Below are 23,469 nucleotides of genomic sequence, written 5' to 3'. Positions count from 1 at the left end.
ATTGGAATGGCTGTGGTCGAGACTGCACCCTCAGCGCCGTGATTTGCGTAGGCTGTGGCACTCGCCTCACCCGCTGAGCCGAAAATCGGTCCTAGTTCCACAGACCCGCCCCTTAGCCCAGGTCACATCAATGTGGCGGCGAGCCGGGCCGCCTAACGCCGGTGCTTCGTCGCTACTCTAATTAGGTGGTAGTCGTGAATCTAAGAGAACCTTTCGAACTGTATCGAGGGAACGTCCTGTAGGCGTATTCGTCATGGCCGGCGCCCGCCACGATCATCTCAGACGGTGCGTATGGGGTCCGTGGGTTTCACGGAGACACCACTGGCGTAGATGACCTCGTCGATTGGTACCGCCCTCACGTCGCGGCCTGGGATATGGCTGCCACCCCGGCGAGCACCCTGTGGTTCTGGAATACCGAGATCGGCTGGGCAACAGTCCACCCACTGCTAGTTGCTCACGGTTGGGAGTACGTGCAGACCATCACCTGGGATAAGGGTGTATCCCACATCGCTGGGAACGTCAACGGCAAGACCATTCGGCGCATGCCCGTTGTGTCGGAGGTCTTGGTTCTGTACCAGCGGCGATTCATGATCGACGCACCCGAAGGGCCGATGAGCCCGAAAGTTTGGTTGAGGCACGAATGGCAGCGCGCGGGCCTCGCGCTCAATCGTGCGAACGAGGCATGCGGGGTGAAGAACGCGGCGACTCGGAAATATTTGACTCAGGACTGGCTGTGGTATTGGCCACCAGGCGCCATGGTCGAAAAACTGGCCGCGTACGCGCTCGAACACGGTAACCGCGATGGCCGCCCATATTTCTCCATCGACGGAGAAAACGCAGTGACTGCGCCCGAGTGGGACGCCCTTCGATATACATGGAATCACGCACACGGGCTTACAAACGTGTGGTCGCGTCCTTCTTTGCACGATTCAGAACGGGTTAAGGGGAACATGGAGCGGTCTGCGCCACGCGTTCACAACCCCTCTCTCGCTTCCGCCGCGCACCTGAATCAAAAACCGCTCGAATTCATGGAACGACAAGTCGGGGCCGTCACCAACGCTGGAGACGTTGTTTGGGAACCATTCGGGGGCCTGGCGTCCGCGTCAGTAGCGGCAGTAACTCTTGGCCGTCGCGCTTACGTAGCCGAGATCCACAAGTCATTCCAGGATCTTGCCGAAGGCCGGTTACGCGCTGCCGCAAATAGTTCGACGGTACTGACAGCGGTGAACGCGTGACTGGATCGGACGCTGCCGCGTCCAATTCAGTGTTGCCGCCGGCAGTTCACGCAGCAACTGTGGCCAGGCCAACCAGAGTCGAGTTCCCGGGCGACGACCCAAAGCGCGAGAAGCTGGTCGGCAACGTTCGCGATGCCTTGTTGTCCCTCCCGATCTATTTCCAGACCACAACCTCCATCGAGGGGCTCGAGGCAGGCGACCTGTTCTCATTGAACAGCGTTCTGGGCGGCACGATTGAGGTCCAGACTGTCTCGACGTTGAATCGAATCCGCGGGGTGTGGGACCCCGACAACGAATGGGACGAGTACGGGTTCGAACGTTCGAGTCAGTCCTTCCCCGACGTTCGCCTGGTGAGCCGATCGGCAGGCGAGCCATCACCAGTGCTCGGGATCGAACTAAAGGGCTGGTACCTGCTCAGCAAAGAAGGAGAACCCTCGTTCCGCTATACGGCGACCCGAAACGCAGCGACGCCATACGACTTGCTGGTAGTGGTTCCGTGGCGGCTCTCAAACGTGCTCTCAGGAGTTCCTGTCGTGTACGAGCCATTCATCGAACAGGCCCAGCACGCTGCAGACCTTCGAAACCACTACTGGGAGAATCTGAGAGGTTCGAAAGCTACAGGCGACAATGGCATCACCTCCCCGCCAGACGTCGTCCCATACCCTGCGGGTAAGACGAACATGTCGGACAAGCCGAAGAACGACGGCGGCGGCAATTTCGGCCGGATAGCCCGCGTGCCCGGCCTTATGAAGGACTATTGCGAACAGATGCTCGGCACTGTCGTTGCGGGCATAGAGGCCAAACATTGGGTGTCCTTCTTCAAGACATACTCGGACAACGCAAGTTCGGGTGACGTCGATGCCGCGATCGGCCGCGCGTTGACGAGAACAAGCACGATCCGCGACTCCTTTCGCGAAAGCGAATTTGTGGCCGTCTTGCGCCGTCTCACTGAGTTAGTTGAAGGTGGCCCAGTCGAGGGTGACTCCGCGTCATGACTTCTTACGGGACAGGCGGGGCCGAGGTGCGAAGGGTCTACGGGGCCCCCTAACCGCCTTTGAACGAAAGCGAATGAACTACCAGAAGCGCTATTGTCGGGTAGGTCGTTACCGAAACGGTAGGAGTTCTCGTGGTTGTGCCTCAAGAAAACTTCTTAGACTACAAGGCCCTCGGCGTTGCCGAGCTCTTACGTACTCGATCTCTCGCTGTCCCGATCTATCAGCGTTCCTATTCGTGGGTTACTGCCCAGAAAGACGCAGCCTCCAGCATCGGCCCCGACGACAAGTTCCAAGTCGTGGAATTCTGGGAAGACCTGAACGCAAGTTTCAACAATCAGGCCGGCTATTTCTTGGGAACGGTCGTGATTGCCGCGGATGGAGTCGGTGGGGCTGGTCGTGACTTGATCATCGACGGGCAACAGCGTCTCGCCACTGCATCGCTGCTGTTGGCAGCGATTCGCGACAAATGTGAGTCCGGCGGCGAGCCGGCCGCAGCGGCATCGACTCAATCCGATTACCTCGGAAAGTACGACAAGGTAGCAAAAAAGGACCAACCAAAATTGATCCTCAATACCGACGACCGAGAGTTTTACGAGAACCGGGTTGTGCGAAGGCAGGACGTCACGCCGGTCGGGTTCAGCCAGAACCTCATCGAATCTGCATATTTGTATTTGCGAGATCGCGTCGACGAGTTCGCAAAGGCACACGGCACCAGTTGGGAGCCGAAGCTCGCGGAACTCGAGACGTGGCTCGACAAGCAAGTGCAGGTCGTCGCAATCACCGTGCCCAGCGAGTCAGACGCCTTCTCGATCTTCGAAACGCTGAACGATAGAGGCGCTGATCTAACGGTCGCCGACCTGCTCAAAAACTATCTGTTCAGCCAAGCGGGTGACCAGCGCCTGGCGGAGGTACAAAAAAACTGGAGCCTCACACTCAGTAACCTGGGGATCGAGAAAGTGGGAAATCAATCCTTCACTAACTTTGCCCGCCATCTGCTCAGTTCAAAGTATGGTCTCGTTCGTGAACGTGACGTCTATCGCAAGCTGAAGAGCATCGTGTTCGACTCGGCGTCCGCCGTGCAATTCACCCTGGAGCTTGAGACCGCATCGAGACTCTATTACGCCATCTTGCACTCCGATAGTGACTTCTGGGGAGATTATTCAGCGAAAGTAGCCAATGCTGCTGATGTGATCGCTGACCTACAAATCGAACGCTATCGGCCACTCATTATGGCCGTCATTCCGACATTCTCGACGAAGGAAATCGAGAAGTTCATGACCACTCTCGTTTCGTGGTCTGTGCGTATGTTGTGCGCAGGGAGCTTGAGTGGAGGTGTGGCTGAGGCGGCGTTCTGTGAAGCGGCTTTAGAGGTCCGCAAAAAATCCGTTACCTCGACGGCGGAGTTGCTAACCAAGACAAAGATCGGATCGCTCATTCCCTCCGATGAACTATTCCGAGCTGAGTTTGCTGAATGGAAAACGACGGCCAAGCTTTCGCGTTACCTTCTCCGAGCGCTTGAGCTTCAAAAGAGGGGTGACTTTGACCCTGAACTGGTCGTGAACGCGGACGTTGACGCGGTTAATCTGGAGCACATTCTCCCCAAGAACGCGAAACAAGCGGAGTGGCCGTCCTTCACTGCCGACGGCAAGAAGCTTTGGGTCGATCGGGTGGGAAATCATGCCCTGCTTCAGAGGGGGAAGAACGCCCGAATTGGGAACAAGGCTTGGGCAGCGAAGCAGCCCATTTTGGCGTCGTCATCTATTGAGTTAACTAACGAGGCGTCAGTCTGGGCAGACTGGACCGAAAAGAGCATCGCCGATCGTCAAAGTGGTCTGGCGGCACTTGCCATTCTGTGTTGGCCGCGCGACCCCAAATGACAAGCAGCGCGGTTCGCGCTACGTTCTAGTTGTTGCGGGCTGTCTCGAAAACCTAATGGATTATGAGTCATCGGGGGCACCTGATCTTCGCGGTAAAGTCACCCGAGATTGGGCCGGTGCTGATGTCTCGAAATCTCGTCTCGTAGACCGGCGCGTCTCACGCTCACCCAGAGGACTTCTTGAGACACAAGAATTGATCTCGCCGAGCCGCGGAGCCAGAGCCCCGAGATGCACAGCCTGGTCGCGATCAAACAAGCGAATGAATCACATGAAGTGGTTGAGTTGCGGGCAGACTCGACCGTGTGAGCACGAACCGGCGCCCTGATCAGGCATTTTACGAGCGGAGCCGGTGGGATTTGAACCCACGGTGCCCATTAAGGGCACTCCACCTTAGCAGGGTGGTGCACTAGGCCGAACTATGCGACAGCTCCTTGGTTTTACAACCTCAGCAATCATAGCCGAATGAGCGCCGACGTTATATCGCCGGCGCCCATCGGGTCGGGGCGGCTACTCGGCGGCGGGGCCGAAGCTCGTCCAGACACCTGCGGTGCAGTCGTAGAAGGTCGGAACGAGAGTGTCGACGTAGATGTCACCGTCGGTGGTGCAGGTTTTCGGCGTCGGGGCTCCCGTGCCGAGTGCGACGCTGGTTCCCGGGGCACCTGCGGCACCGGTCGCACCCGGAGCGCCGGTCGCGCCAGTGGCGCCGGTCGCACCCGTGGCACCGTCGGTACCGTGTGTGCCATCGGCCCCCGCGGCGCCATCGGCCCCCGCGAGGTTCTCTGCCGCCGAGGTGCGAATGTTGCCCGCGAGAACCCACGATCCGTCGCGGTTGATGTAGACGTTCGCATTCGAGATGTCGATGTAGACGTCACCGTCGGCGCCAGCAGTCGCAGCGGGCGTGCCTGTTCCGGCCCGAACATCCGCACCCGCCGGAAGCACCTCGGCGATCACGGCGGCCTCATCGGCGCTGATGCTGGGCTCGGCGGTCGGGGTGACCGTGACCGCAGCAGGTTCGGCGACCGTGGCGCTGCGGTTGGCCAGAGACGCGCCGAGAAAGGATGCGCCGAATGCCAGAACGACGACGATAACAGCGACCGCGATCAAGAGTCCACGGCTGACGCCGGGCTGCGGCGCGGGTGCAGAAGGAGGCGCAACTGCAGGCGCAGAGGCGGGCCCAGAAGCAGGCCCAGCAGCCGACGCAGAAGCGGACTCAGGCGCAGGTTCAGCGGGGCGTTGTTCGGGTGAATCGGTCATGGTTGTTCCTTACGTTACGAGGGCGGGCGGGAGGAGTCGTGAATACGCTAGATTCGAGCCTGAAAGGCAGCCCGTGGGGTCGGCCGCATGCAGAGAGGGTTACGTTCATGGATTTCTGGGGCATCGTCGAGACGTTCTTCTGGTCGTTCGCGTTCATCGCATACCTGTTCGCGCTTTTCGCGATCATCGGAGACCTTTTTCGCGACCACAAGCTGAACGGCTGGTTCAAGGCGATCTGGGTTCTGTTCCTGATCTTCGTGCCGTTCTTGACCGCTCTGGTGTACCTGATCGCGCGCGGCCGAGGCATGGCCGAACGGTCGCAGAAGGCTCAGCAGCAGGCCCAGTCGGCCGCGGATAGCTACATTCGCCAGGTCGCGGGCACGACTCCGACTGACGACATCGCAAAGGCCAAGACGCTGCTCGACTCCGGCGCTATCACTCAGGCCGAGTACGAGAGCCTCAAGGCGCACGCGCTTTCTGGCACGCCGAAGGCCTGAATCCGGGCACCCGATCGCTTCGGCACGGGTACCAAGGGCGAAACGGGCGACACTGCTCACGACGGATCCCGACTGGTAGAGGACTACTCCAGAGTGTGGAGTCGTCGAGGCGGCACGTCAACGCGGCAGCAAGCGAATCATCCCTTCAGTAGGACTGACGTCGTGAAACCGAATCGGCGCGCACCGATGCCCTAAAGTTCAACTCAGGTGCGGGCGATCACGCACTCGGGATCGAGGGGCAGATGAGCACGACCGAGCCGGCGCCGCACGAAGAGCCGAAATCAGAGCCGCACGCCCAGCCGCAGACTGCGGCACCGGATGCACGGGGTTCCGCCGGCACTGCGGCAGCCCCGAACGCGGCGGGCGTACCCCCGATTCGCACCCTGGCCCTGTTGGCGATTCCTGCCGTCATCATCGGGGTCGTCTCCGCGCTGATCTTGTGGGCGCTGGAGTGGGTGTCAGACCGGCTCGAGCACTACGTCTGGTCGACGTTTCCCGCAGCGACGGGCCTGAACCCCGACAACGGCTGGTTCATCTTCACGATCCTCACGCTGTCGGGTGTCGCGATCGGTCTGGTGATTTGGCTCGTACCCGGCCACGGCGCGCGTGACTCCGCCACGACCGAACTGATCGCTCCGCCGTTGAAGCTCGCGGTCATCCCGAGCCTGATTCTCGTGACGGTGCTCGCGCTGGCCGGCGGCGTGAGCCTCGGGCCCGAGAACCCGATCATCGCCATCAACACCGCCGTGCTGGTTGCGCTGCTCGCGCGCCTCATGCCGAAGGTGCCCGCCGACCTCATTCTGCTCATGACAGCGGCCGGAACCATCGGGGCCCTGTTCGGCACCCCCGTCGCCGCGGCCTTGCTGTTCACCGGGGTGGTCGCCGCCCTGAAATCGGGTGGCGCGCTGTGGGATCGCCTCTTTCTGCCCCTGGCAGCCGCCGGAGCGGGCGCCCTCACCATGGGATTTCTCGGCGGAACCTCGCTCACGGTGAACGTGCCCAAGCTGGGCGACATGCAGCCGATCTACTTCGTCGAAGCACTCGGGGTCGCGGTGGCAGCCACCGTGCTCGGGCTGGTGATGGTGTTCGTGTTTCCGCACATCCACCGGTTCTTTCACTCACTCAAGTACCCGATTGTGTATGTGACTCTCGGCGGAATCATCTTGGGTGTGCTCGGCGCGATCGGCGGCCAGATCACCCTGTTCAAGGGGCTGAGTCAGATGGCGACGCTGGTAGATGATCGGGGCAACTACGATTTCGGCCAGCTGACGGTCATCACGCTGGTCAAGGCGGCCGCACTTGTCATTGCCGCGGCTGCCGGTTTTCGCGGTGGCCGCATCTTTCCTTCGGTGTTCATCGGGGTGGCGGTCGGGCTCATGGCGAGCGCGCTGTTCCCCGGCATCCCGGTGACGCTGGCGATCGCCGGCGGGGTGCTCGGGGTCGTTCTCGCCGTTGCTCGCGACGGCTGGCTGGCGCTGTTCGTCGCGGTGGGCGTCGTGGGCGACGTCACGATACTCGGGCTGCTCTGCGTGGTCATTCTGCCGGTGTGGTTGATGGTGTCGCGGGCACCGGAGATGCTGGGCAAGTACGTACCTGGCGACACGGTGGGGGCCCCAGCGAGCGGCAGTGGGGCGGTCGCCGCGGGTGGCTCGGCGTAGAGTGCTTGTGCAGAGAGGCGAGGCGTGAAAGCAACCAGCACAGCACTTTTCGAGGCCGAGGGGGCCGGCACGCTGGCCCCGTTCGAACAGGTGAGACCCAACGTGTGGGCGCTGCCACTGGCGATGCCGATGAAACATCTGCCGGTCGTGTTGAGCTACCTGGTCGTCGACGTGTCGGGGGGCGTGCACGTCATCGACCCGGGCTGGGATTCCGACGAGAACTGGCAGCGTGTGCTCGACGCGCTCGAACACCTCGGCAGTTCACCCTCGCGCGTCGTCTCGGTCACCATCACCCATCTGCACCGCGATCACATCGGAATGGCCGCGCGCTATCGCGCACAAACCCCCGCGCGGCTGCAGCTCTCGCGCATCGACCAGCTCGCCCTCAATGTCGACCCGCGCGAGGCGCTTCGCGCGGCGCGCGTGCAGGTCGATTCGTGGGGGGTTCCGGATGATCGGCGAGCCGAACTCGACGTGAACTTCGGCGCCGAGGCTGAGTCCGCGCCTGTTGAGGCTCCGCTGCAGTCCGATGTGCTGCTGGATGAGGGCGACGATCTCGGCATCGACCTCGGCGACCATCCCGGCGACGGCCTCGGCACCCATCCCGGCGACGGCCTCGGCACCGATTCGACGGGCATCCGGGTCGTTCTGACGCCCGGGCACACGAGCGGATCGGTCTGCCTCGCGCTGCCGGGCGAGAAGGTGCTCTTCACCGGAGACCACGTGCTGCCGACCATCTTCTCGGGCCTGGGGCTCGGCGCCCAGACGCCCAGCAACCCGGTCACCGACTACCTCGAGGCGCTCGACACCATCGCGATCTACGACGACTACGAGGTTCTGCCGGGCCACGGATACCGGTTCACCGGGCTTGCCGAGCGGCGGGCCGAGCTCGCCGAGCACCACCTGCGCCGATCACGCGAGGCGGCAGCGGTACTGGCCGACGACCCGTCCGCCTCGGTGTGGAGCGTCGCGTCACGACTGCACTGGACCGCCGGCTGGAACAACCTCCAGGGGCCGATGCTGCGGTCGGCGCTGGCGCAGACCGCGTGGCACATGGAGCGGGCGCGCTGAGCGCCGCAGTATCAGCGTCAGCGTCAGCGTCAGCGTCAGCGTCAGCGTCAGCGTCAGCGTCAGCGTCAGTGTCAGCGTCAGGCGAAGATCTCGTCGAAGAACGCCCGCATGGCCTGCCATGAGCGCTCGTTCGCGCGGGCGTTGAACGTGGCACCGTGATCCGGAGCGTTCGCCTCGGGCATGGTGAACGCGTGCATCGCTCCGCTGTAGCTCACCACCTGCCAGTCGGGAGCCTCGGCCTCGCGCATCTCGTTCTCGAAATCGATGACCGAGTCGTCGGGAACCACGGGGTCGTTCGCCCCGGTCAGCAGGAGAATCGGTGTGCGCACGTCACCCAGGCCGGCGCGGATGCCCGACTGCAGCCGCCCGTGAAAGCTGACCACGCCCGCCAGCTCTACTCCGGTACGGACGAGCTCGAGCGATCCGGATCCGCCGAAGCAGTACCCCATCACCGCGATGCGGTCAGGATCGACCCCGGGCAGCGAGCGCACCTGTTCGAGGTTGGCGAGCATGCGCGCGCGGAACAGCTCGGGGTCGCCGTAGAACTTTCCGGCCGCGGGGCCGGCCTCATTGGGCGGCAGCTGAACCCCGCCGCCGTAAACGTCGCCCGCCATGGCGATGTACCCGAGCCGGGCGAGCATGACGGCCCGCGCCCGCGCGTGGTCGTTGAGCCCCGACCAGTCCGAGATGATGAGCACGGCCGGCCGTAATTCTGCCGTGGCGCTATCGTCGCTCGGCCTCGCCACGAACGACCCGAAATCGACGTCACCCGCGCGGAACGCGACCGCCTGCGCCGAGACCGGATCGTTCTCAGGCTGCGCAGCGAGCAGTGATTCGAGGGGTTCAGACAGGGGCGCAGCGAACGGTGCGGTCATGGCTCCATTCTGCCCTGCTTGCGCTTCGGCTCTGGCGTTATCGTGAGAGGGCCGGCAGCAGCATCCAGTTCGGCCGCGGCGATCAGCGCGGCGAGGTCGACCTCACGCAGCTCGCGCATACGCTCTTCGCGTTCGGCGGCATAGTCGGGCGAGGAGCGCAGGTCGGCCGTGACATCCAGCTGGCCTTCGATGGCACGGCTCAGCTCCGACCACGCCCACTTCTGCGACGCGTCGACCGCCTCGTCGAGAAAGGCGTCGTCGTGCTGCAGCTGCGCGAGTTCAGAGGAGAGTGCCGAGTACGTGACTCTTCGCTGCGTGAGCCACTGGTAGTCGGCGACCGTGCGCGACTTCTTCGGCATGGGCGGAAACTCCAGCTGCAGGTTCTTCATGTGCTCGGCCAGCCCCGCCTGCTCGAGCGCGAGCGAATGCAACTCGGCCTCGACGAACCGGCGCACCTCGGCGGAGTCGTAGTCGACCTTGTCTCGCACGGCGCCGATGATGATGTGGTTCATCGTGGCCATCGTGAGGGCCGTGCGTGACATGAGCACGCCCTCTTCTACCGCCCGGGCGACGGTGGGGGCATCCACGGGAAAGTACGAGCGCCGGGCGCGCTTGCTGGCGCCCTTCTTCGAGGTGCTTTTCGCTGTGTTCTTCGAAGCGCTCTTCGACGCCGCGCGAGCCGCCTTTTCGCGCTTCGCCTTCTGACGCGCGGCCTTCTTATTCGCGGCCTTGTCGGCGGCCTGCCGCGCAGCGTTCTCGCGCTTGCCCGCCTTGTCGTCGCTCATCGCCTGACTTTCACTCGAGGTGTTTCTGTGCCCCTGGCAAGCCTACTTGGGCAGGTCCCGGTCGAATCTAGAGCATGACGGGTTCTGTTGATGGTCACATGATCCCCAGCCTGACAAGCACGACGAGAATCGCGCCGAGGGCAGAGATCACGGTCGCCACATACTGCACCAAGACCGGCGGGTGCTTGTGTACGCCGGAATGATTGGCGCGCGCCCGTCAGCAGACAAATCAAACCCCGAAGCAATGCGTTGCCTACTAGTTGCGGAGTCGAGAAACGGTTCTCCGGCTGCGCTTATTGTTCGCCCGGTCGCAGGATCGAGCTGTTCAACGTGTCGGTTTCGCCTCGGTAGCGTCGTATACCCATAGCTGATCTCATTCGATGCTCGGTAGGAAACAACGACGCTCAGAATGAGCGTCGCAAACCCGCACAACGCCCCCGAAATGAGGAAAAAGAAGACGACGATCAACCCGAGCGGCTTGTAGTTTTGTGCATCGAGAATGAAGGCGAAGATCAGAGCAGCGTAAAGAGTCAACGTCATGCAGGCGAGAGTGTTTTGCGTCACGGCCAGCGCGCCCGCCGACCTACCTGGAATCAGGACTCGTGCCACGCGCCACCTCCTCTATTACCATTCGCACTTCGCGGACAAGCTCCCTCTGTCGGCGAGCCCAGCAATAGAAGCCGCCGTCGACCACCCGGATGGCGGTGAAGGCGTTTCCCCGCCTTCTCAAGCTCCTCGTCATGTGTATGTGCGGAAGTGCTTCCCCAGTCGCGAATTGAACTCATGCGAACGCAAGCACTCCTCCGCCTGAGAGACGACCTAATGGGTGTGCACAAAAGTCTTGAGCGTAGCCACTACTTGATCAATTTCTGACTGGCGCCTCACAAGTGACCTAGACACGACAAGCAGGCTGATGGGTTCCACGAAATCAGAGACGAAAATTACGATCTCGCCAGGTAACAAAAGCGAATGGCGAATCGACGAAATCTGGACAATGTCGTCCCACGCCAGCGATAAAAAATGTTGCTGCGGCGAGGACCGGAAAGGCCAATACATTTCGAGAGCTTCTTCGGACGCTACGACGTTGAGAGCACTCGAGCCAATCGGCCTTTTCAAGGCCGCCCTCGACGCCTTGATCGTCGTGTATGTCTCAGACCTGAGACGCGCTACGAATCCGAACGGTGAACGCGTCGTCGCCTTAAGGTCTTCCAGCGACCGGTTTTGTGATGCAATTCTGATTGACGACCCTGCAGCGGCCGCGACGACGACGAGAGCAACTAATCCGAGCGCTCCAAGGAGACTCGAAAAAGTACCAACGGAACCCGGATCGGGACTGGCGATTGCCCTAACAACCAAACCCAATACGGCTACTGCCAAGAGGCACCAGATGATTCGCCTGAATGCGGTCATGTCAATGATCCTTATCCTGGAAGACCGGCACCGGCGAGGCCGGGCGAATGATCAGGACGCTTGATATGACCAGGACGATTCCGCCAACGAGCATCGGAACGTGGCTTATCTGCATGCGAGTCCTTTGTTCAAACTCACCACGATGCTTGCGCTGAGCGCTGATTTCGCTACGCCGAGATCCTTCAGCAGTCTCCCCACTACGATTCAACGTTGTCGACGACGAGGATTGTCGTGATGACCGTAGCCGTGGATAGAGATCTGTCACCCTGTGCCCTGAATCTACGTGGCCCGACGGGTTCACCGTAAGGCTACGATGCAGGACCACGCGGTGACGCCACCGAAGACGATGAAGCCGATCCCTATGAGCAAAAAACGCTCGGGCGTCGAGTTTTTCGCAGCCGCCTCGCGGGTCGGCGCACGGGAAGCACGAAGCTGCTCCGCATTCCACTTAGCAACCCTTTTCCGACCAAAGACCATGACGATCCCGGCGAGCACGATGAGAATGCCAGCAACGAGTCCTGTCCAGTTACCGCTAATCATCCAGGCGCTCCATCGATAGGACTCCAGCTACGCGACGACAGGAATCCGTAGTTAGGAGACAAGGTTGGATATTCCTTGGATGATGAATATTGAGCCAACGATCATTGCACCTATCGAGGTAAATCCAATCCATTTTGGCGTTGAGGCCTTCGCAGGTGCAGCACCGAGCTTGCCGAAAAAGTTCGTGAGAGCGGTTGCGTTTGCGTTCGCTATGAACTTCCGATGTCGGTAGACCGCGATGCTGATAGCCAACACAACCAAACCAATGGCAATTTTTATGATTCCGATTAGAACCATGGCATCCTCCGTTTCTGCGAGCCGAACAGCTTCGCACTAGTCAGAACTCATTCGGCACGTTGGTGATGAAGACGCGTTGCATCCGGTCGTCGTGTACTGCGGCGGGTCTCGATCGAAGCGCTTCATGATGCTCACAACTTCGACCGAGCTTTCATCCAGCGCTTGCGTACCGCATGTAAGAGCACGAGCTGGAGCCCGGCGGCGAGCAGGTTCGCTGCGAAAAGAAATAGAAGAAGGAGAACTAGGCCAGTCGTCTGTCCGAAGATCAATATCAGGGGTACCGAAAGGAAGAAAATGACAATCAGCGGGAAAGGGCTGAAGGGAAAAACGAGAATGGCTGACAGCAAGAGGACGCTCAGGTTGCCGCCTGCGTACAGGGCAGTAGTCGACAGAACGGTGCTCAGCGCTGCTAATCCGATGACGGCCCACAGACGCAAAAATCTCTTTCTTTGATTTGGCATCAACCGATACCTCTGCTTCGAACGTCCAGCGGGTCAGGTAGCTGGCCGTTATTCCGGCGAAACTCGACCAGTGCATCTGGGGAAAAGCGTCGTATGAAGCGCGGTCGTCTCCTGGACCAGGGTCCGGGCCCGATGATTTGCCGGCCGCGATCAGGTACGCGGCTCACGCGACCGCCTTGGGTAGCACTTCCCATAGGCGTGCCGGCCTCCCGGGCCCCGCGAGGTCCGATCCTGTGCCTGACTAACCTGATGTCCCTGAACGGAATCCAACGGAGTAACTCCGAATCGGCGAATGGCCGTAAGAGTGTGCGCACAAGCAAGACGACAAAGTTGGCGTCCAACCACCCCAAGAACCGACCTAGCCCTGCTCCACGCCAGAGCAAATACGGAGAGCTTACGAGCCAGACAACTGCGCCAAGGGGAATAAGGGCCCACAGCAGGACTCCGCGGATGAGCAGAAAGACGACGGTGCCGAGAACACCCAAGTGCACTGGTTTCAACACAACCCTCCGAAGAGAGTGCGCGTCGGAGTAGCCATTAGCTCTTGTTGAGAGACGTTTCATTTCTTCGCACCCAAACCGCACCTCCTACGGCGAGGCTCATTGTCGCGAAGATCAATTCCACAGTAAGAAGCCCTGACGGAGACTTCGTCTCTAGTGCGAAGATCCCGGATAGCCAAATCGCGGCGATAAGACCTGGCACGTTGCCAACAATCAGCGATCCTGACACGACGACGAACTCACGATAGGAGCGCCGCAATGGGCGAACCCGCGTGAAGACAAGACCCGCAAAGATGCCGGCAACGAGGCCGGAAAGTAGTCCCAACGGCGCACAGAGCGCGCCAAAGATGACTGCGTAGCCTAAGAAGAGCTTCGCGTTATCCGGGGTGAACGTGTTGGCTACCTGCAGAAATCCCAGCAGTGCAGCGAGCAAGGTTCCGGCCACAGCGGAATAGGGAACGAGCCGGGACCTAAGACGAACGTGTGCGTGCTCATTTATCTTCCAGCTCAATCCCATGATCGAGTTCCCCCCTCGCTTGGCGAGCACAACCCAAGGGTTTCCTCGATGCGCACACGCAGGCGTTTCGCTGCACGGCTCCCCGACCCCGACAAAAGGCAGAAGATTCGAGAGGCCGGGCGAATGACCAGCTGAGCAGTCAGGCCATCGGCGCCCCGATAGCTCAGCAGCACTCCGGATTCGATCACTCCCACGCTACGAAACTTTGACACGTCGACAGCCGTGATGACCTCGACGGGTAGGTAGACGTCTGGGTCGCTCAGATTTGTCGAAGTGGTTCCCCGAATGCTTACTCCGCCTCGATCGACGAGAACTGAGAGCCATGGATATCCGCCACGTGGCGGAAATGAACTTTCACCTCGTGTCGCCGCAATCTGATTGAGACCAGCTCGGGTCGGTCCCTCGAGGAGCGCCGTAAAGACCAGCGACTCCGGATGGCGTCGCCTCAACTTGCGGTTTCGTCGCAGGAGCGGCACGAGGAACGCAAACAGTGTTCCCGCGCCGATGACCACGATCACCGCGGCAGTCCATACGGCGACACCCTCTCGGCCATCGGAAGCGGCTCTCAGTAGTCGAAGACAGACGAATAGCACACCGCCCAGGTACGCGACGATGACGCCGAGATTGATCAGCATCCCGGGAATCGCCACTCTGCGCTTCACTGACAAGCCGAAACACCGACTTTTACGATCCACCATGGTTAACACCCCGGCTGCTTGACGAAAACCAGAGTCGCGACAATCAGAAAATCTCCTGCGACGAGAATTCCGCCGACGTACCCGAACGGCCCCAACCCGGGGAAAATCGCTTCCCCGAGTAGGAATGCTCCAGCGGTGATTAGCGCAGATGATCCGGCAACCAATAAGGCTCCGACCACGCTGTTGGCTCGGAGGTGGGAGATCGGCCGCTGAACGAAATACGTCAATAGCCCAACGATCCATCCCGCGAAGGCGCCTGCGAATCCCAGTATCAAGGCGTTGATGATCGCGTAAATGAGTGACGTACCAGGCGTCTTCTGTGCGTATGGATCGGAATAGACGATCAGGAGCCCGAAGCAAATTCCCGCCATGACCCCGCAAACGGCGCCCCCGCACAACAGTAGGAACTTAGGTAGCGCGGGTGAAACCGCACTGTCTGATCGCGCTCGCCTATCTTTATTGACCAAGAAGGATCCTTAGGTTCTGAGCTTGCTCACTCCACTTTCCTTGAGCCCCGTTGAGAAGGACGCCTTCTACCACGGCGAAGTCCGACCTGGTGACCCAAGCGTCCTGCTGTAGATATATCTGGCCATTCGCTGCGACGGGAGTGAAGGTGATCGTAGATCCTGGGCCGCCGAAGAAGCCGGTCACCACAAACTTCACAGACGTCGCGGTCGTTGTAACATCCACGGTGCCGCTGTTGTCGAGGTATGGAGACGGAGCCGCATTGATCAAGCGGTACGAAGCCTCGGAACTAAATGACGAGCAACCCCCCACCGCGAACAGAATGGCGCTGGAGCTGCTGTCGTGTAGCCGAACGTCATTACTGGTTGGCCGTGACGACACTTCCGACTCCAATCGCAACGCCAAAAGCCATGATCAAGATCCCTAAAACGAGATAAAGTCCAGGAGTAGAGGCCCGTGCGGCCGGGCGACCTACGGGGCCAAAAAATCTCTGCGATGTCGCGTTGAACTTCGCATACTGTTCGCGAAATCGCGCTAGCAAGAATCCTCCAAGGACTACGACGACCCCCACGATGAGACCCGCCCAATTTGAAGCTGTCATGACGTTTTGTCTCCTCCGATTTCGCGATTACCCAGCCGCTCAAAACGTGTAACCTCTCGACGCCGAGCTGCCGGATTGGGCTCCTGCACCCAACCTCCGGGTCCAGCATTGGAGGCCGGACTGTACTCTCCATACGCGCCGGCGTATGGAGAGAGGTCATCTCCTGGACCAGGGTCGTGGCCCGATAATTTGCCGGCCGCGACCAGGTACGCGGCTCACGGGACCGCCTTGGTTAGCACTTCCCATCAGCGCGCCGGCTTCCAGGGCCCCGCGAGTCCGATCCGGTGCCTGACTAACCTGATGTCCCTGAACGGAATCCAACGGGGTAGCTCCGAATCAGCGAATGGCCGCAAGAGTGTGCGCAAGAGCAGAACGATAAAGTTGGCGTCTAACCACCCCAAGAACCGACCTAGCCCTGCCCCGCGCCACAGCAAATACGGAGAGCTTACGAGCCAGATAACTACGCCAAGCGGAACAAGGACCCACATCAGGACTCCGCGGATGAGCAGAAAGACAACGGTGCCGAGAACGCCCAAGTCAATTGGTTTCAATATAAGCCTCCGAGGAAGTTCTCGATCTTGTCAAAATTCGGAGAGATGCCCCAGAAGATGTCAAGACCATACTTGAGTCGATCTTCCTCGACCACTTCCGGCTCGCTAAAGGCATCGCTTAGCTGATTTGCCCCGCGAAGCATGCGAAATCCACCGGTTAATATGTTGTAGCCCCCAACCACATCGGCAGCCCCGCCAATCGGTATTCCAACGATTGTTGCATCGGCCGCCACGCCGTAGGCAATTACTTCCAATCCGACTAACACCTTGTAACCGCCCCAGACCAGGTTGATTGCACCCGAGATGAACTTTGGGTTCGGCAAGGAATAGGGGCCCTCGAGCGATTCCTTCAGTCGCTCTTTGGCTACCGGTCCGTTCCTCAGCGAGGTAGCCAAAGGGCTAGAACCGACGGCCAATCCAGCCATAACGGCCGCGGGACTGCAGGTCGAACCGCAGTCTTGGCGATTGCCGCTGAGGTCGGTTTTGTTGATGGGGTCGTTGGGGTAGTTGTAGGCGTTGGAGTTGCCGTCCTCGACGGCGTCGGTGCCGAGGAAGCGGCCGAGGGCGGGGACGTATTGGCGGGCGCCCATTTCGATGGTCGCGGTGCTGCCTTCGTGCTCGTACAGCTTGTCGGCGCTGCCTAGCCAGCCGTAGTCGGCGGTGCCGGGGAGGTTGGACGGTACGGTGTCGTCTGCGGTGGTGGTGCCGATGACTCCGGCGGGGGTGATGGGTTGGCCGAAGGGGTCGTATCGGTATTGCGCAGAGCGGGTGCCAGCCTGGTTGGCGGTGACGATGATGTCGCCGTGGATGTTCGGGTACGACCACGACTGGTCACCCGCCGGGGGAACCACCACGCTGACGCCGCCGGGAAGGGCGAGCATCCTCGAGGGGCTACCGGCGCCGTCTTTCACCATCACGGGGGAACCGCCCGCGTCGTAGAGGTAGTAGACGGTGGAGGTTCCGGTGCCTGGGCCCGTGCCGGGCACCACCGTGGTGCGGGAGATGACACGGTCGGTCGCGTCACGCGCATAGGTGATGGTGGTGCCGGAGGCGAGGGCGGTGCTCATGTGCCGGTTAGTGGCGTCGTAGCCGAGGGTCTGGTCCGAGAGTGTCGTGGTGTTGCCGTTACTGTCATAGGCAAGCTGCGCGGGCGTCATGCCGGCGCTGACCGGATTCGCCCCTGCGGCGGGCGAGGTGACGGTTGACGAGGTGAGGCGGTCGGCGTTGTCGTAACAGTAGGTGTTCGTCGTGGTGAGACCAGCGGCAACATCGGTGCTGGAGGTGCGGTTGCCGTCCATGCCGGCCTTCACGTTCACACCGCAACCACCCGACGCCGCGTACCGATAGGTGAGCGTGTGTCCCGGAAGGAGGGCCGTGACCAAGCGGCCTGCGGCGTCGTAGGAGTACGTGGTGTCTTGCACTGCCGCCGTGCCATCCTGCGTGCTGTCTCGGAGGATCCTGCCCGATTGCGAACGGATCACCGTGTCGGTGACGCCGGGCTGCCCGGTCGGGAACGCCCACGCCTCACCAGTCGTAGCGCCCGTGTTCGGATCTCTGGTGATGGCAACGCTCGAGCCGTTGCCAGCGCCGCCAACACCGGAGGGGTAGGACACGGCGGTGACCTGGCCGAGGGTCACACCCGCGGCGGTGCCGTAGGTCGGGGTGGCGATGACGGCCCCGTTGTCTTTCTGCTGCGTGACCCTGCCCTCGATGTCGTAGGTGAATTCTTCTGTCGTCGTCGCGGACGAGCTGTTCGCTGCGATAACAGTTTTCGTGACCTGACCGAGTGCGTTGTATGTCGGCGTGGTAACGGTATTCCACACGTCGGTGTAGCTGACTTGCCTGCCCAGCAGATCGATCGAGGTGCTGATCGTGCCCGCGTTCGTTGTTGTCGCCGCGATGGAGTTGTCGGTCACGCTGCCGGCGAGCGGGTTGCCGCCGACCGCGTAACTCGTGGTGACAGTACGGGCGGGCTGGCCGCCGTACGCGGGATAGGCAACGGATGTCACCCGCGAACGCGAATCGTAGGTGGTGCATTGCCAGTCGGTGTCGGTCGACGCTTTGGTGCCCGCGACCCTGCCGAGTGCGTCGTACACGACCCGAGACGTGATCGGAGTGCCCGTGCCGGGGGTTGGGGTGGTGGTCGTCATCGGCATGCCCCACTGCTTGGTGCCGAGGGGTACACCGCATACCGGGGTGGTCAGCGCCGGGCTGAACGAGGTTTCGTAACCCGACTGGTCGGAGTAATACCCATACGTTGTCGCCGCGTTCGCAGCGCCGGAAGCGACTGCTGCGGGAAGTTTCGAGCTGACCCTGCGTTGGTACCCGGCCGTGGATGTCTCGTATGCGGTCTGTGTGGTGAGGTTCAGGCCGGCCGGGTCGACGCTGGTCGATGCGGCCTGGCCCAGCCACGGCGAGGATCCGTAGCTGGTGGATGTGGTCAGCGAGGGAACTTGCGCGTTGCTGATGCCGGTTATTCCGGTCGGGGCCGAGTCGGAGGTTGTGGTCGAGGTGGTGAGGCCGTAGTTCGGTTTCATCGCAGACCCGGGGATCGCGGCCAGCGAGGTTGAAGGGGTGGCCCAGAGCAGCTCGAGGTGGGCGTTCGAACCGCCGGCGTTCTCGTAGCCCACCCGGATCGGGAGGGTCTGGCCCGCGGTGGCAGTGATCCACCCGACGGGTGACCAGTGATCGCCTGACAGAACGAAGTTGTCGACGAGGAGGGTGTTGTCGATCCAGATTTTGGTGCCGTCGTCGGCGTAGGTCTGGAACGCGTACGTACCGGTCTGCGGGAACGTGATCGTGCCGGTGAGGTTCGCCGACCACACGGCGGAGGTGATGGCCCGGTCGGGCAGCGTGGTGCCCCAGTTTCTGACGATGCTGCCTCCCGCGCCACCGACGCCAAGACCATACGCGGCCGGCACCCCCGAGAGGGAACCGTTCGTGTAGTACCCGACGTTGAGGCTGTTCAGGCCCTCATCGATACCGGTGTGCGAGTGCGCCGTCGACGACGTGCAGGCGCTCGTGGGGGTGCGGTCCGCGGCGAAACACGACGCGACCGCAGGCCCGTAGGTGTCGGTCACCCGATCCTGCGAGTCGTACAACGTCGTCGACTCGAGGCCCTGCGCGTTCGTCGCCGACAGGGTCTCGTCTTTCGCGTTCCACACCGCCGAGGAGACGAGCCCCGACGCCGAGGTCGATGTCAGCGTGCGGTACGCGGCGTCATACGTCACCGTTTGCGCATGCCCCGAACCGACGACGGAACCGGTCAGTGGGGTGCCTGTCGCGCCGGTCGTGTAGGTCACGACGTCGACGTAGGTCGTGTTCGCGACCGGTGCGGTCAGGGTGTCGCCGTAGGTGTATTTCTTCGTCGGCTTATCGGCCGCGGTCACCCCGTCAGGGGCGGGCAAAGCGACCTGGATCGCCCTGCCTTTGGTGTCATAAGTAATGTCGGTGCGGTTCGCGTTCGTCGGGGTGCGGCTGGTGTCGGCGAGCAGCCAGTCGTTACCGAGCACGTTCCTGACGGTCACGACCCGACCCGCCGCGTCGTACGAGAACGAGGTCTGCGCGTTACCGGGGTTCGTGATGCGGATCAGGTTGCCGTTGGTGTCGTACTCGATATCGGTCATGTCTGCGGCTCCGGCGACATGCCCGGGGTAGATGATGCGGCACAGCAGCGGGCCGGTGATCAGTTTGGCGGAGACCGTGAACGACGACGGATCCGTCTTGCACGCCCGCCCCGAGACCTGATCAGCCGCCGCCATCCCGACCGATGCTGGCGTGTCGGTGGTGTACACGAACTTCACCTGCCGCGAGTACGTAACAGGCGACGAACCTGACACGGCGGAGAGCCGGTCGCTGATCGTATCGACCGCGCCCGTGGATGATCGGAACGACACCACCGGCGCGGCCGGGTGCTTCACGTCGTCAGGCGAGGAGACCTGCGAAACTTTGCCGTCTTTGTTGAACAGATAGACGGTGCCCGCCTCATCGGTCAACGACACCTGGCCGCTCCCGTCGACGGTGAGGATGCCGTTCTCCCCCGCAGGCGGCGTGTACCCGCCAGCAGATTTCTTCGCGTAAGAGTGCTTCGCCCCGCCCGCATCGGTGAGCACCACGGAGCCCTCGTCGACCTGCGCTGAGGAGTAGAACCCGGAAGGGCCCGCGAGCGGGGTCGATGACGACCACCCTGTCGGCAGCGTATCGATGCTCTTCTGGTACCAGGAGGACGGGATCACGAACCCCGACCCGGTACTCCCCACCGGGCGGGCCATGAGGTTCAGGGCCGCGCCGCCGGTGTCTTCGAAGTACTGCACATGAATCGGCACCGGCGTCGTCGACAACCATGTGCCCGCACCCCAGCTCGTCTCCGACGCATCGTTCCAGCTGTCGATGAGCAGGCCCGAGTTCACCCAGACCTTGACCCCGTCGTCGCGCAGGAATCCGATCTGGTAAGCGGCTGCCGGAGAGTCGGGCGATTTGATGAAGCCCGACCAATCGACCATGAAGTGGTCTTTGTCGACCATTCCCGCGGACGGCGAACCGGTACCCCAGTTGAAATTGATCGCCGGATCCGTGCGGGTCAACACCGGCTGCTTACCCGTCATATCGAACGACGTGGCCGTCGCCGGGCCGGTGAAGTTCGCGTTGTAGTACTTACCCGTAAGGCCCGCGTTCGACGGGGCCTGAGAGTTGTAACTGAACGACATCCCCATCGGCCCGCCAACAGTCGAGACCGTTGGCGAGGTGAACTGCATGTTCACGTTACCGTTCGCCAAATTCACCGACACCGGCCCCGCACTATCAACAGGCGACGGGCCGCCGGAACCGACCCGCTTATTGATCGTGAAACTGTTCACCCACTGCGGGCCCCACTGCCCCGCACTGTCTTTCGTGAGCACCGACCACCAATACGTAGAGCCGTCCTGCAACGACGTCGCGTCTGGCGGAGTCCACGACGTACCCGACTGCCAGCCGGATTGCAGCACCTGACCCGACGACGCATCGGCCGAGGTCGTCACCCGGAACGCGTACGTGAACGCCAACCCGTTCGGATGCACCGCCGCCGCGACGCTAAACGTCGGCTGCGTCGTCGTCACGATCGCCTTATCGACAGGCACCGCCGACGCCTTCGACGGCACAGCCGGATTCGCCGTCGTGAAGCTATAGACCGGCGACCACGCCAGCCCGGAACCGCCTAACCACCCGTCGTACCCGTCGTGAACATAGTCTTTCCAGTAATACGTCGTGTTCGGCGGCAGATAACTGTTCGGCACTTGGAACGACGAGTTCGAGATCCAGCCCGTGTCGATGATCGGCGAGACCTCCGGGTTCGGGTTCGTACCCAACCGGTAGTAATACGCCAACCCCGTGCCCTCCGGGTCTGTCGCCCCTGATACCTGCAGGGTCGGAATGAACGACTGATTCGTCGCACCATTCGCCGGCGACGGCGTGCTTCCCGTGGTCGGGTAATCCTTCCACCACACATACAGGGCCGTATCCATGACCTTCAACGTGTACGTGTCTGGGGTCTCGTCACCGCCGAGCATGAGCTCGTAGCCCGAGTTATGGTTACGCACCCACCCCGCGATCGTGCTCGAGAGGCGAGCGTCCGACGGATCCGTCGCCCCACCACCGGCCCCGACATTCAACGCACCGACACTGTCACCCGCGCAATCGAAGCCGTGACACCGCACCGTGAAAATACCGCCCGTGTACGCGTCGCCGCTATACCCCGTGCTGACACCCGTCACACCGATCTGCGCCTGCAGCACCTGCTTACCGAAGAACTGCTCGTAGTTGTAGTGAACGATCGTGCGCCACACGCCGCCGTTGTTCGAGTTACCGACCCACGCGTGATTGTTCGTGTTCGTCAGACCATTCGACTTGTAGGCCAGCTCCGAATCACTGTCACTCGAACCCAGCGTCGGATCCACCGACACCGGGAACACCCGCGCCGGGTCACTCAGCCACGCGGCATCCGGTTGCACACTCACCAGATAGTGGTCGCCCTCCTGCAGCAGCGCCAGGTGCGCCGCCGCGTACGCGTCGCCTTTCTGCCCGTCAACGCCCGAGGAGTCCCACATCACCGGCGCCGGAATCGAAAACGCTGGCGCACCAGTGGAGTCCGAGAAGGTAATGCCACCATCGGTGTCGTTCGTCGCCACAAGCCCCGGCGCATCGACCACCCACGTCCACGTCGGCGTCGTAGCGGGCCGAGCATCCAGCCGCATGACCTCCTTCACAGCCGAATCCGTCACGTCATACGTCAAATCGGTACCCGGAAACACGTTCTCGTACTCGAGATGATTCTTCGTCTCATACCACGGCGACACATCCCGCCGCAACACACTCTGCGCCGCGCCCGAAAGAGTGAACCCGATCGTGTGCCCGTTCTTGGTCGCACTCAGCACGTTCTGGTCAGACGCGTACTGCGAGAACACCGGATGCAACGGATGCGCCCGCACCGTCGCACCGCCCTGCCCCAGCCACCCCCACGCACCCGTCGACTGCAGGTCGGTCTGAATCGGCACCCACGCACCCGACTCATCCTGCACATTCACCGGCGCCGCAGACACGACCGTCACCCTCGATCCCGCCGGACCAGCCGCGTATGTCGTCGAGAACTCATCCGACCCCACGATCGGCTTACCATCCGGGTCGAAAACCCCGCCGCCCAAGGGAGATGCGCCAGACGCGCCGGCCGCCCCAGACGGGTCAGACGGGTCAGTGACCGGAGCCGGAGTCACCTCTTGAGCCGCAGAATCCGTCGGCGAATCCGACACCTCGGTCGATGGCACTTGCGCGGGCACCGCAACAGGAGCCGCCGAATCTTCAACCGGCGCGACCGGCTGCGACGACGCCCCCGCACCACCCGTCGAGTCGTCGTCGGCCTGTGCAGGCACCGCCACGCCGACAATCAAGCCTGTCGCCACAACAACAGACAGCACCCCAGAAAAGACAGACCGAGAAACGCCAAACCCCGACAACACCGGCACAGAACCCCGCACTCGAAGCGACCTGCCGATAACACGGCCGACCCCCGAAAGAGACACTAGTCGAGCAAGTCTCATTAAAGCAAATCACGAGAACGGCGCGAGACACACCCCCTTTGCGAAGGGGCCTCTCCGAGTATCCGCTCGCCCGATCGTGAGAATTCCATCGACAATTCACAGCTTCTGGGAT

At 61.8% G+C, this 23,469-nt stretch carries 16 protein-coding genes and 1 tRNA gene; 6 read left to right on the top strand and 11 right to left on the bottom strand.

Annotated features, from left to right (window positions below):
• The first annotated feature begins 272 nt into the window (after positions 1-272).
• The 3 genes from LQ955_RS17190 (at position 273) to LQ955_RS17180 (ending at position 4,107) form a co-directional block, all read left to right on the top strand.
• On the top strand, positions 273-1,235 hold the full coding sequence (locus tag LQ955_RS17190; protein WP_390623496.1) for a DNA methyltransferase: 963 nt from the start codon (positions 273-275) through the stop codon (positions 1,233-1,235).
• Between the two features lie 59 nt (positions 1,236-1,294).
• Entirely contained in the window at positions 1,295-2,230 is a 936-nt protein-coding gene (locus LQ955_RS17185; protein WP_231025698.1) for a hypothetical protein, read from the top strand.
• Between the two features lie 131 nt (positions 2,231-2,361).
• Positions 2,362-4,107, top strand: coding sequence for a DUF262 domain-containing protein (locus tag LQ955_RS17180; protein ID WP_231025697.1), 1,746 nt, complete (start codon positions 2,362-2,364; stop codon positions 4,105-4,107).
• 341 nt (positions 4,108-4,448) lie between these two features.
• On the opposite strand, the gene LQ955_RS17175 is transcribed toward LQ955_RS17180, so the two are convergent.
• Positions 4,449-4,538 (bottom strand) — tRNA-Ser (locus LQ955_RS17175).
• Positions 4,539-4,614: 76 nt separating this feature from the next.
• On the bottom strand, positions 4,615-5,361 hold the full coding sequence (locus LQ955_RS17170) for a hypothetical protein (protein ID WP_231025696.1): 747 nt from the start codon (positions 5,359-5,361) through the stop codon (positions 4,615-4,617).
• A 107-nt stretch (positions 5,362-5,468) separates the two neighbouring features.
• On the opposite strand from LQ955_RS17170, the gene LQ955_RS17165 reads away from it, so the two are divergent.
• The 3 genes from LQ955_RS17165 to LQ955_RS17155 all read left to right on the top strand — a co-directional run bounded on the left by LQ955_RS17165 (position 5,469) and on the right by LQ955_RS17155 (position 8,587).
• Complete coding sequence (locus LQ955_RS17165; protein ID WP_231025695.1) at positions 5,469-5,858, top strand: SHOCT domain-containing protein; 390 nt, start codon at positions 5,469-5,471, stop codon at positions 5,856-5,858.
• Positions 5,859-6,100: 242 nt separating this feature from the next.
• Positions 6,101-7,516, top strand: a complete 1,416-nt coding sequence (locus LQ955_RS17160; RefSeq protein WP_231025694.1) for an ion channel protein — start codon at positions 6,101-6,103, stop codon at positions 7,514-7,516.
• A gap of 24 nt (positions 7,517-7,540) precedes the next feature.
• On the top strand, positions 7,541-8,587 hold the full coding sequence (locus LQ955_RS17155; RefSeq protein WP_231025693.1) for an MBL fold metallo-hydrolase: 1,047 nt from the start codon (positions 7,541-7,543) through the stop codon (positions 8,585-8,587).
• 77 nt (positions 8,588-8,664) lie between these two features.
• Here the strand turns inward: LQ955_RS17155 and LQ955_RS17150 are convergent, their stop codons facing one another.
• The 9 genes from LQ955_RS17150 to LQ955_RS17110 form a co-directional block, all read right to left on the bottom strand.
• Positions 8,665-9,462 (bottom strand): dienelactone hydrolase family protein, encoded by a 798-nt coding sequence (locus tag LQ955_RS17150; RefSeq protein WP_231025692.1) that lies wholly within the window; start codon positions 9,460-9,462, stop codon positions 8,665-8,667.
• On the bottom strand, positions 9,459-10,247 hold the full coding sequence (locus LQ955_RS17145) for a hypothetical protein (RefSeq protein ID WP_231025691.1): 789 nt from the start codon (positions 10,245-10,247) through the stop codon (positions 9,459-9,461). The genes LQ955_RS17150 and LQ955_RS17145 overlap by 4 nt, the downstream gene beginning before the upstream one ends.
• A gap of 147 nt (positions 10,248-10,394) precedes the next feature.
• A complete protein-coding gene (locus LQ955_RS17140) occupies positions 10,395-10,856 on the bottom strand; it encodes a hypothetical protein (protein WP_231025690.1) in 462 nt (153 codons plus the stop codon).
• Positions 10,857-11,066: 210 nt separating this feature from the next.
• Positions 11,067-11,657: a hypothetical protein gene (locus LQ955_RS17135; protein ID WP_231025689.1), complete on the bottom strand. Its 591-nt coding sequence runs from the start codon at positions 11,655-11,657 to the stop codon at positions 11,067-11,069.
• A 297-nt stretch (positions 11,658-11,954) separates the two neighbouring features.
• Complete coding sequence (locus LQ955_RS17130; RefSeq protein WP_231025688.1) at positions 11,955-12,197, bottom strand: hypothetical protein; 243 nt, start codon at positions 12,195-12,197, stop codon at positions 11,955-11,957.
• Between the two features lie 428 nt (positions 12,198-12,625).
• Positions 12,626-12,955 (bottom strand): hypothetical protein, encoded by a 330-nt coding sequence (locus tag LQ955_RS17125; RefSeq protein ID WP_231025687.1) that lies wholly within the window; start codon positions 12,953-12,955, stop codon positions 12,626-12,628.
• 537 nt (positions 12,956-13,492) lie between these two features.
• Positions 13,493-13,900: a hypothetical protein gene (locus LQ955_RS17120; protein ID WP_231025686.1), complete on the bottom strand. Its 408-nt coding sequence runs from the start codon at positions 13,898-13,900 to the stop codon at positions 13,493-13,495.
• A gap of 62 nt (positions 13,901-13,962) precedes the next feature.
• Positions 13,963-14,607, bottom strand: coding sequence for a hypothetical protein (locus LQ955_RS17115; RefSeq protein ID WP_231025685.1), 645 nt, complete (start codon positions 14,605-14,607; stop codon positions 13,963-13,965).
• Positions 14,608-16,283: 1,676 nt separating this feature from the next.
• Positions 16,284-23,195, bottom strand: coding sequence for a PA14 domain-containing protein (locus LQ955_RS17110; RefSeq protein WP_231025684.1), 6,912 nt, complete (start codon positions 23,193-23,195; stop codon positions 16,284-16,286).
• Positions 23,196-23,469: the final 274 nt, after the last annotated feature.

Origin of the sequence: Subtercola endophyticus (assembly GCF_021044565.1) — a bacterium.
In the GTDB taxonomy this organism is placed as follows: Bacteria; Actinomycetota; Actinomycetes; order Actinomycetales; family Microbacteriaceae; genus Subtercola; species Subtercola endophyticus.
This window is presented reverse-complemented; position numbering and strand designations above follow the sequence as displayed.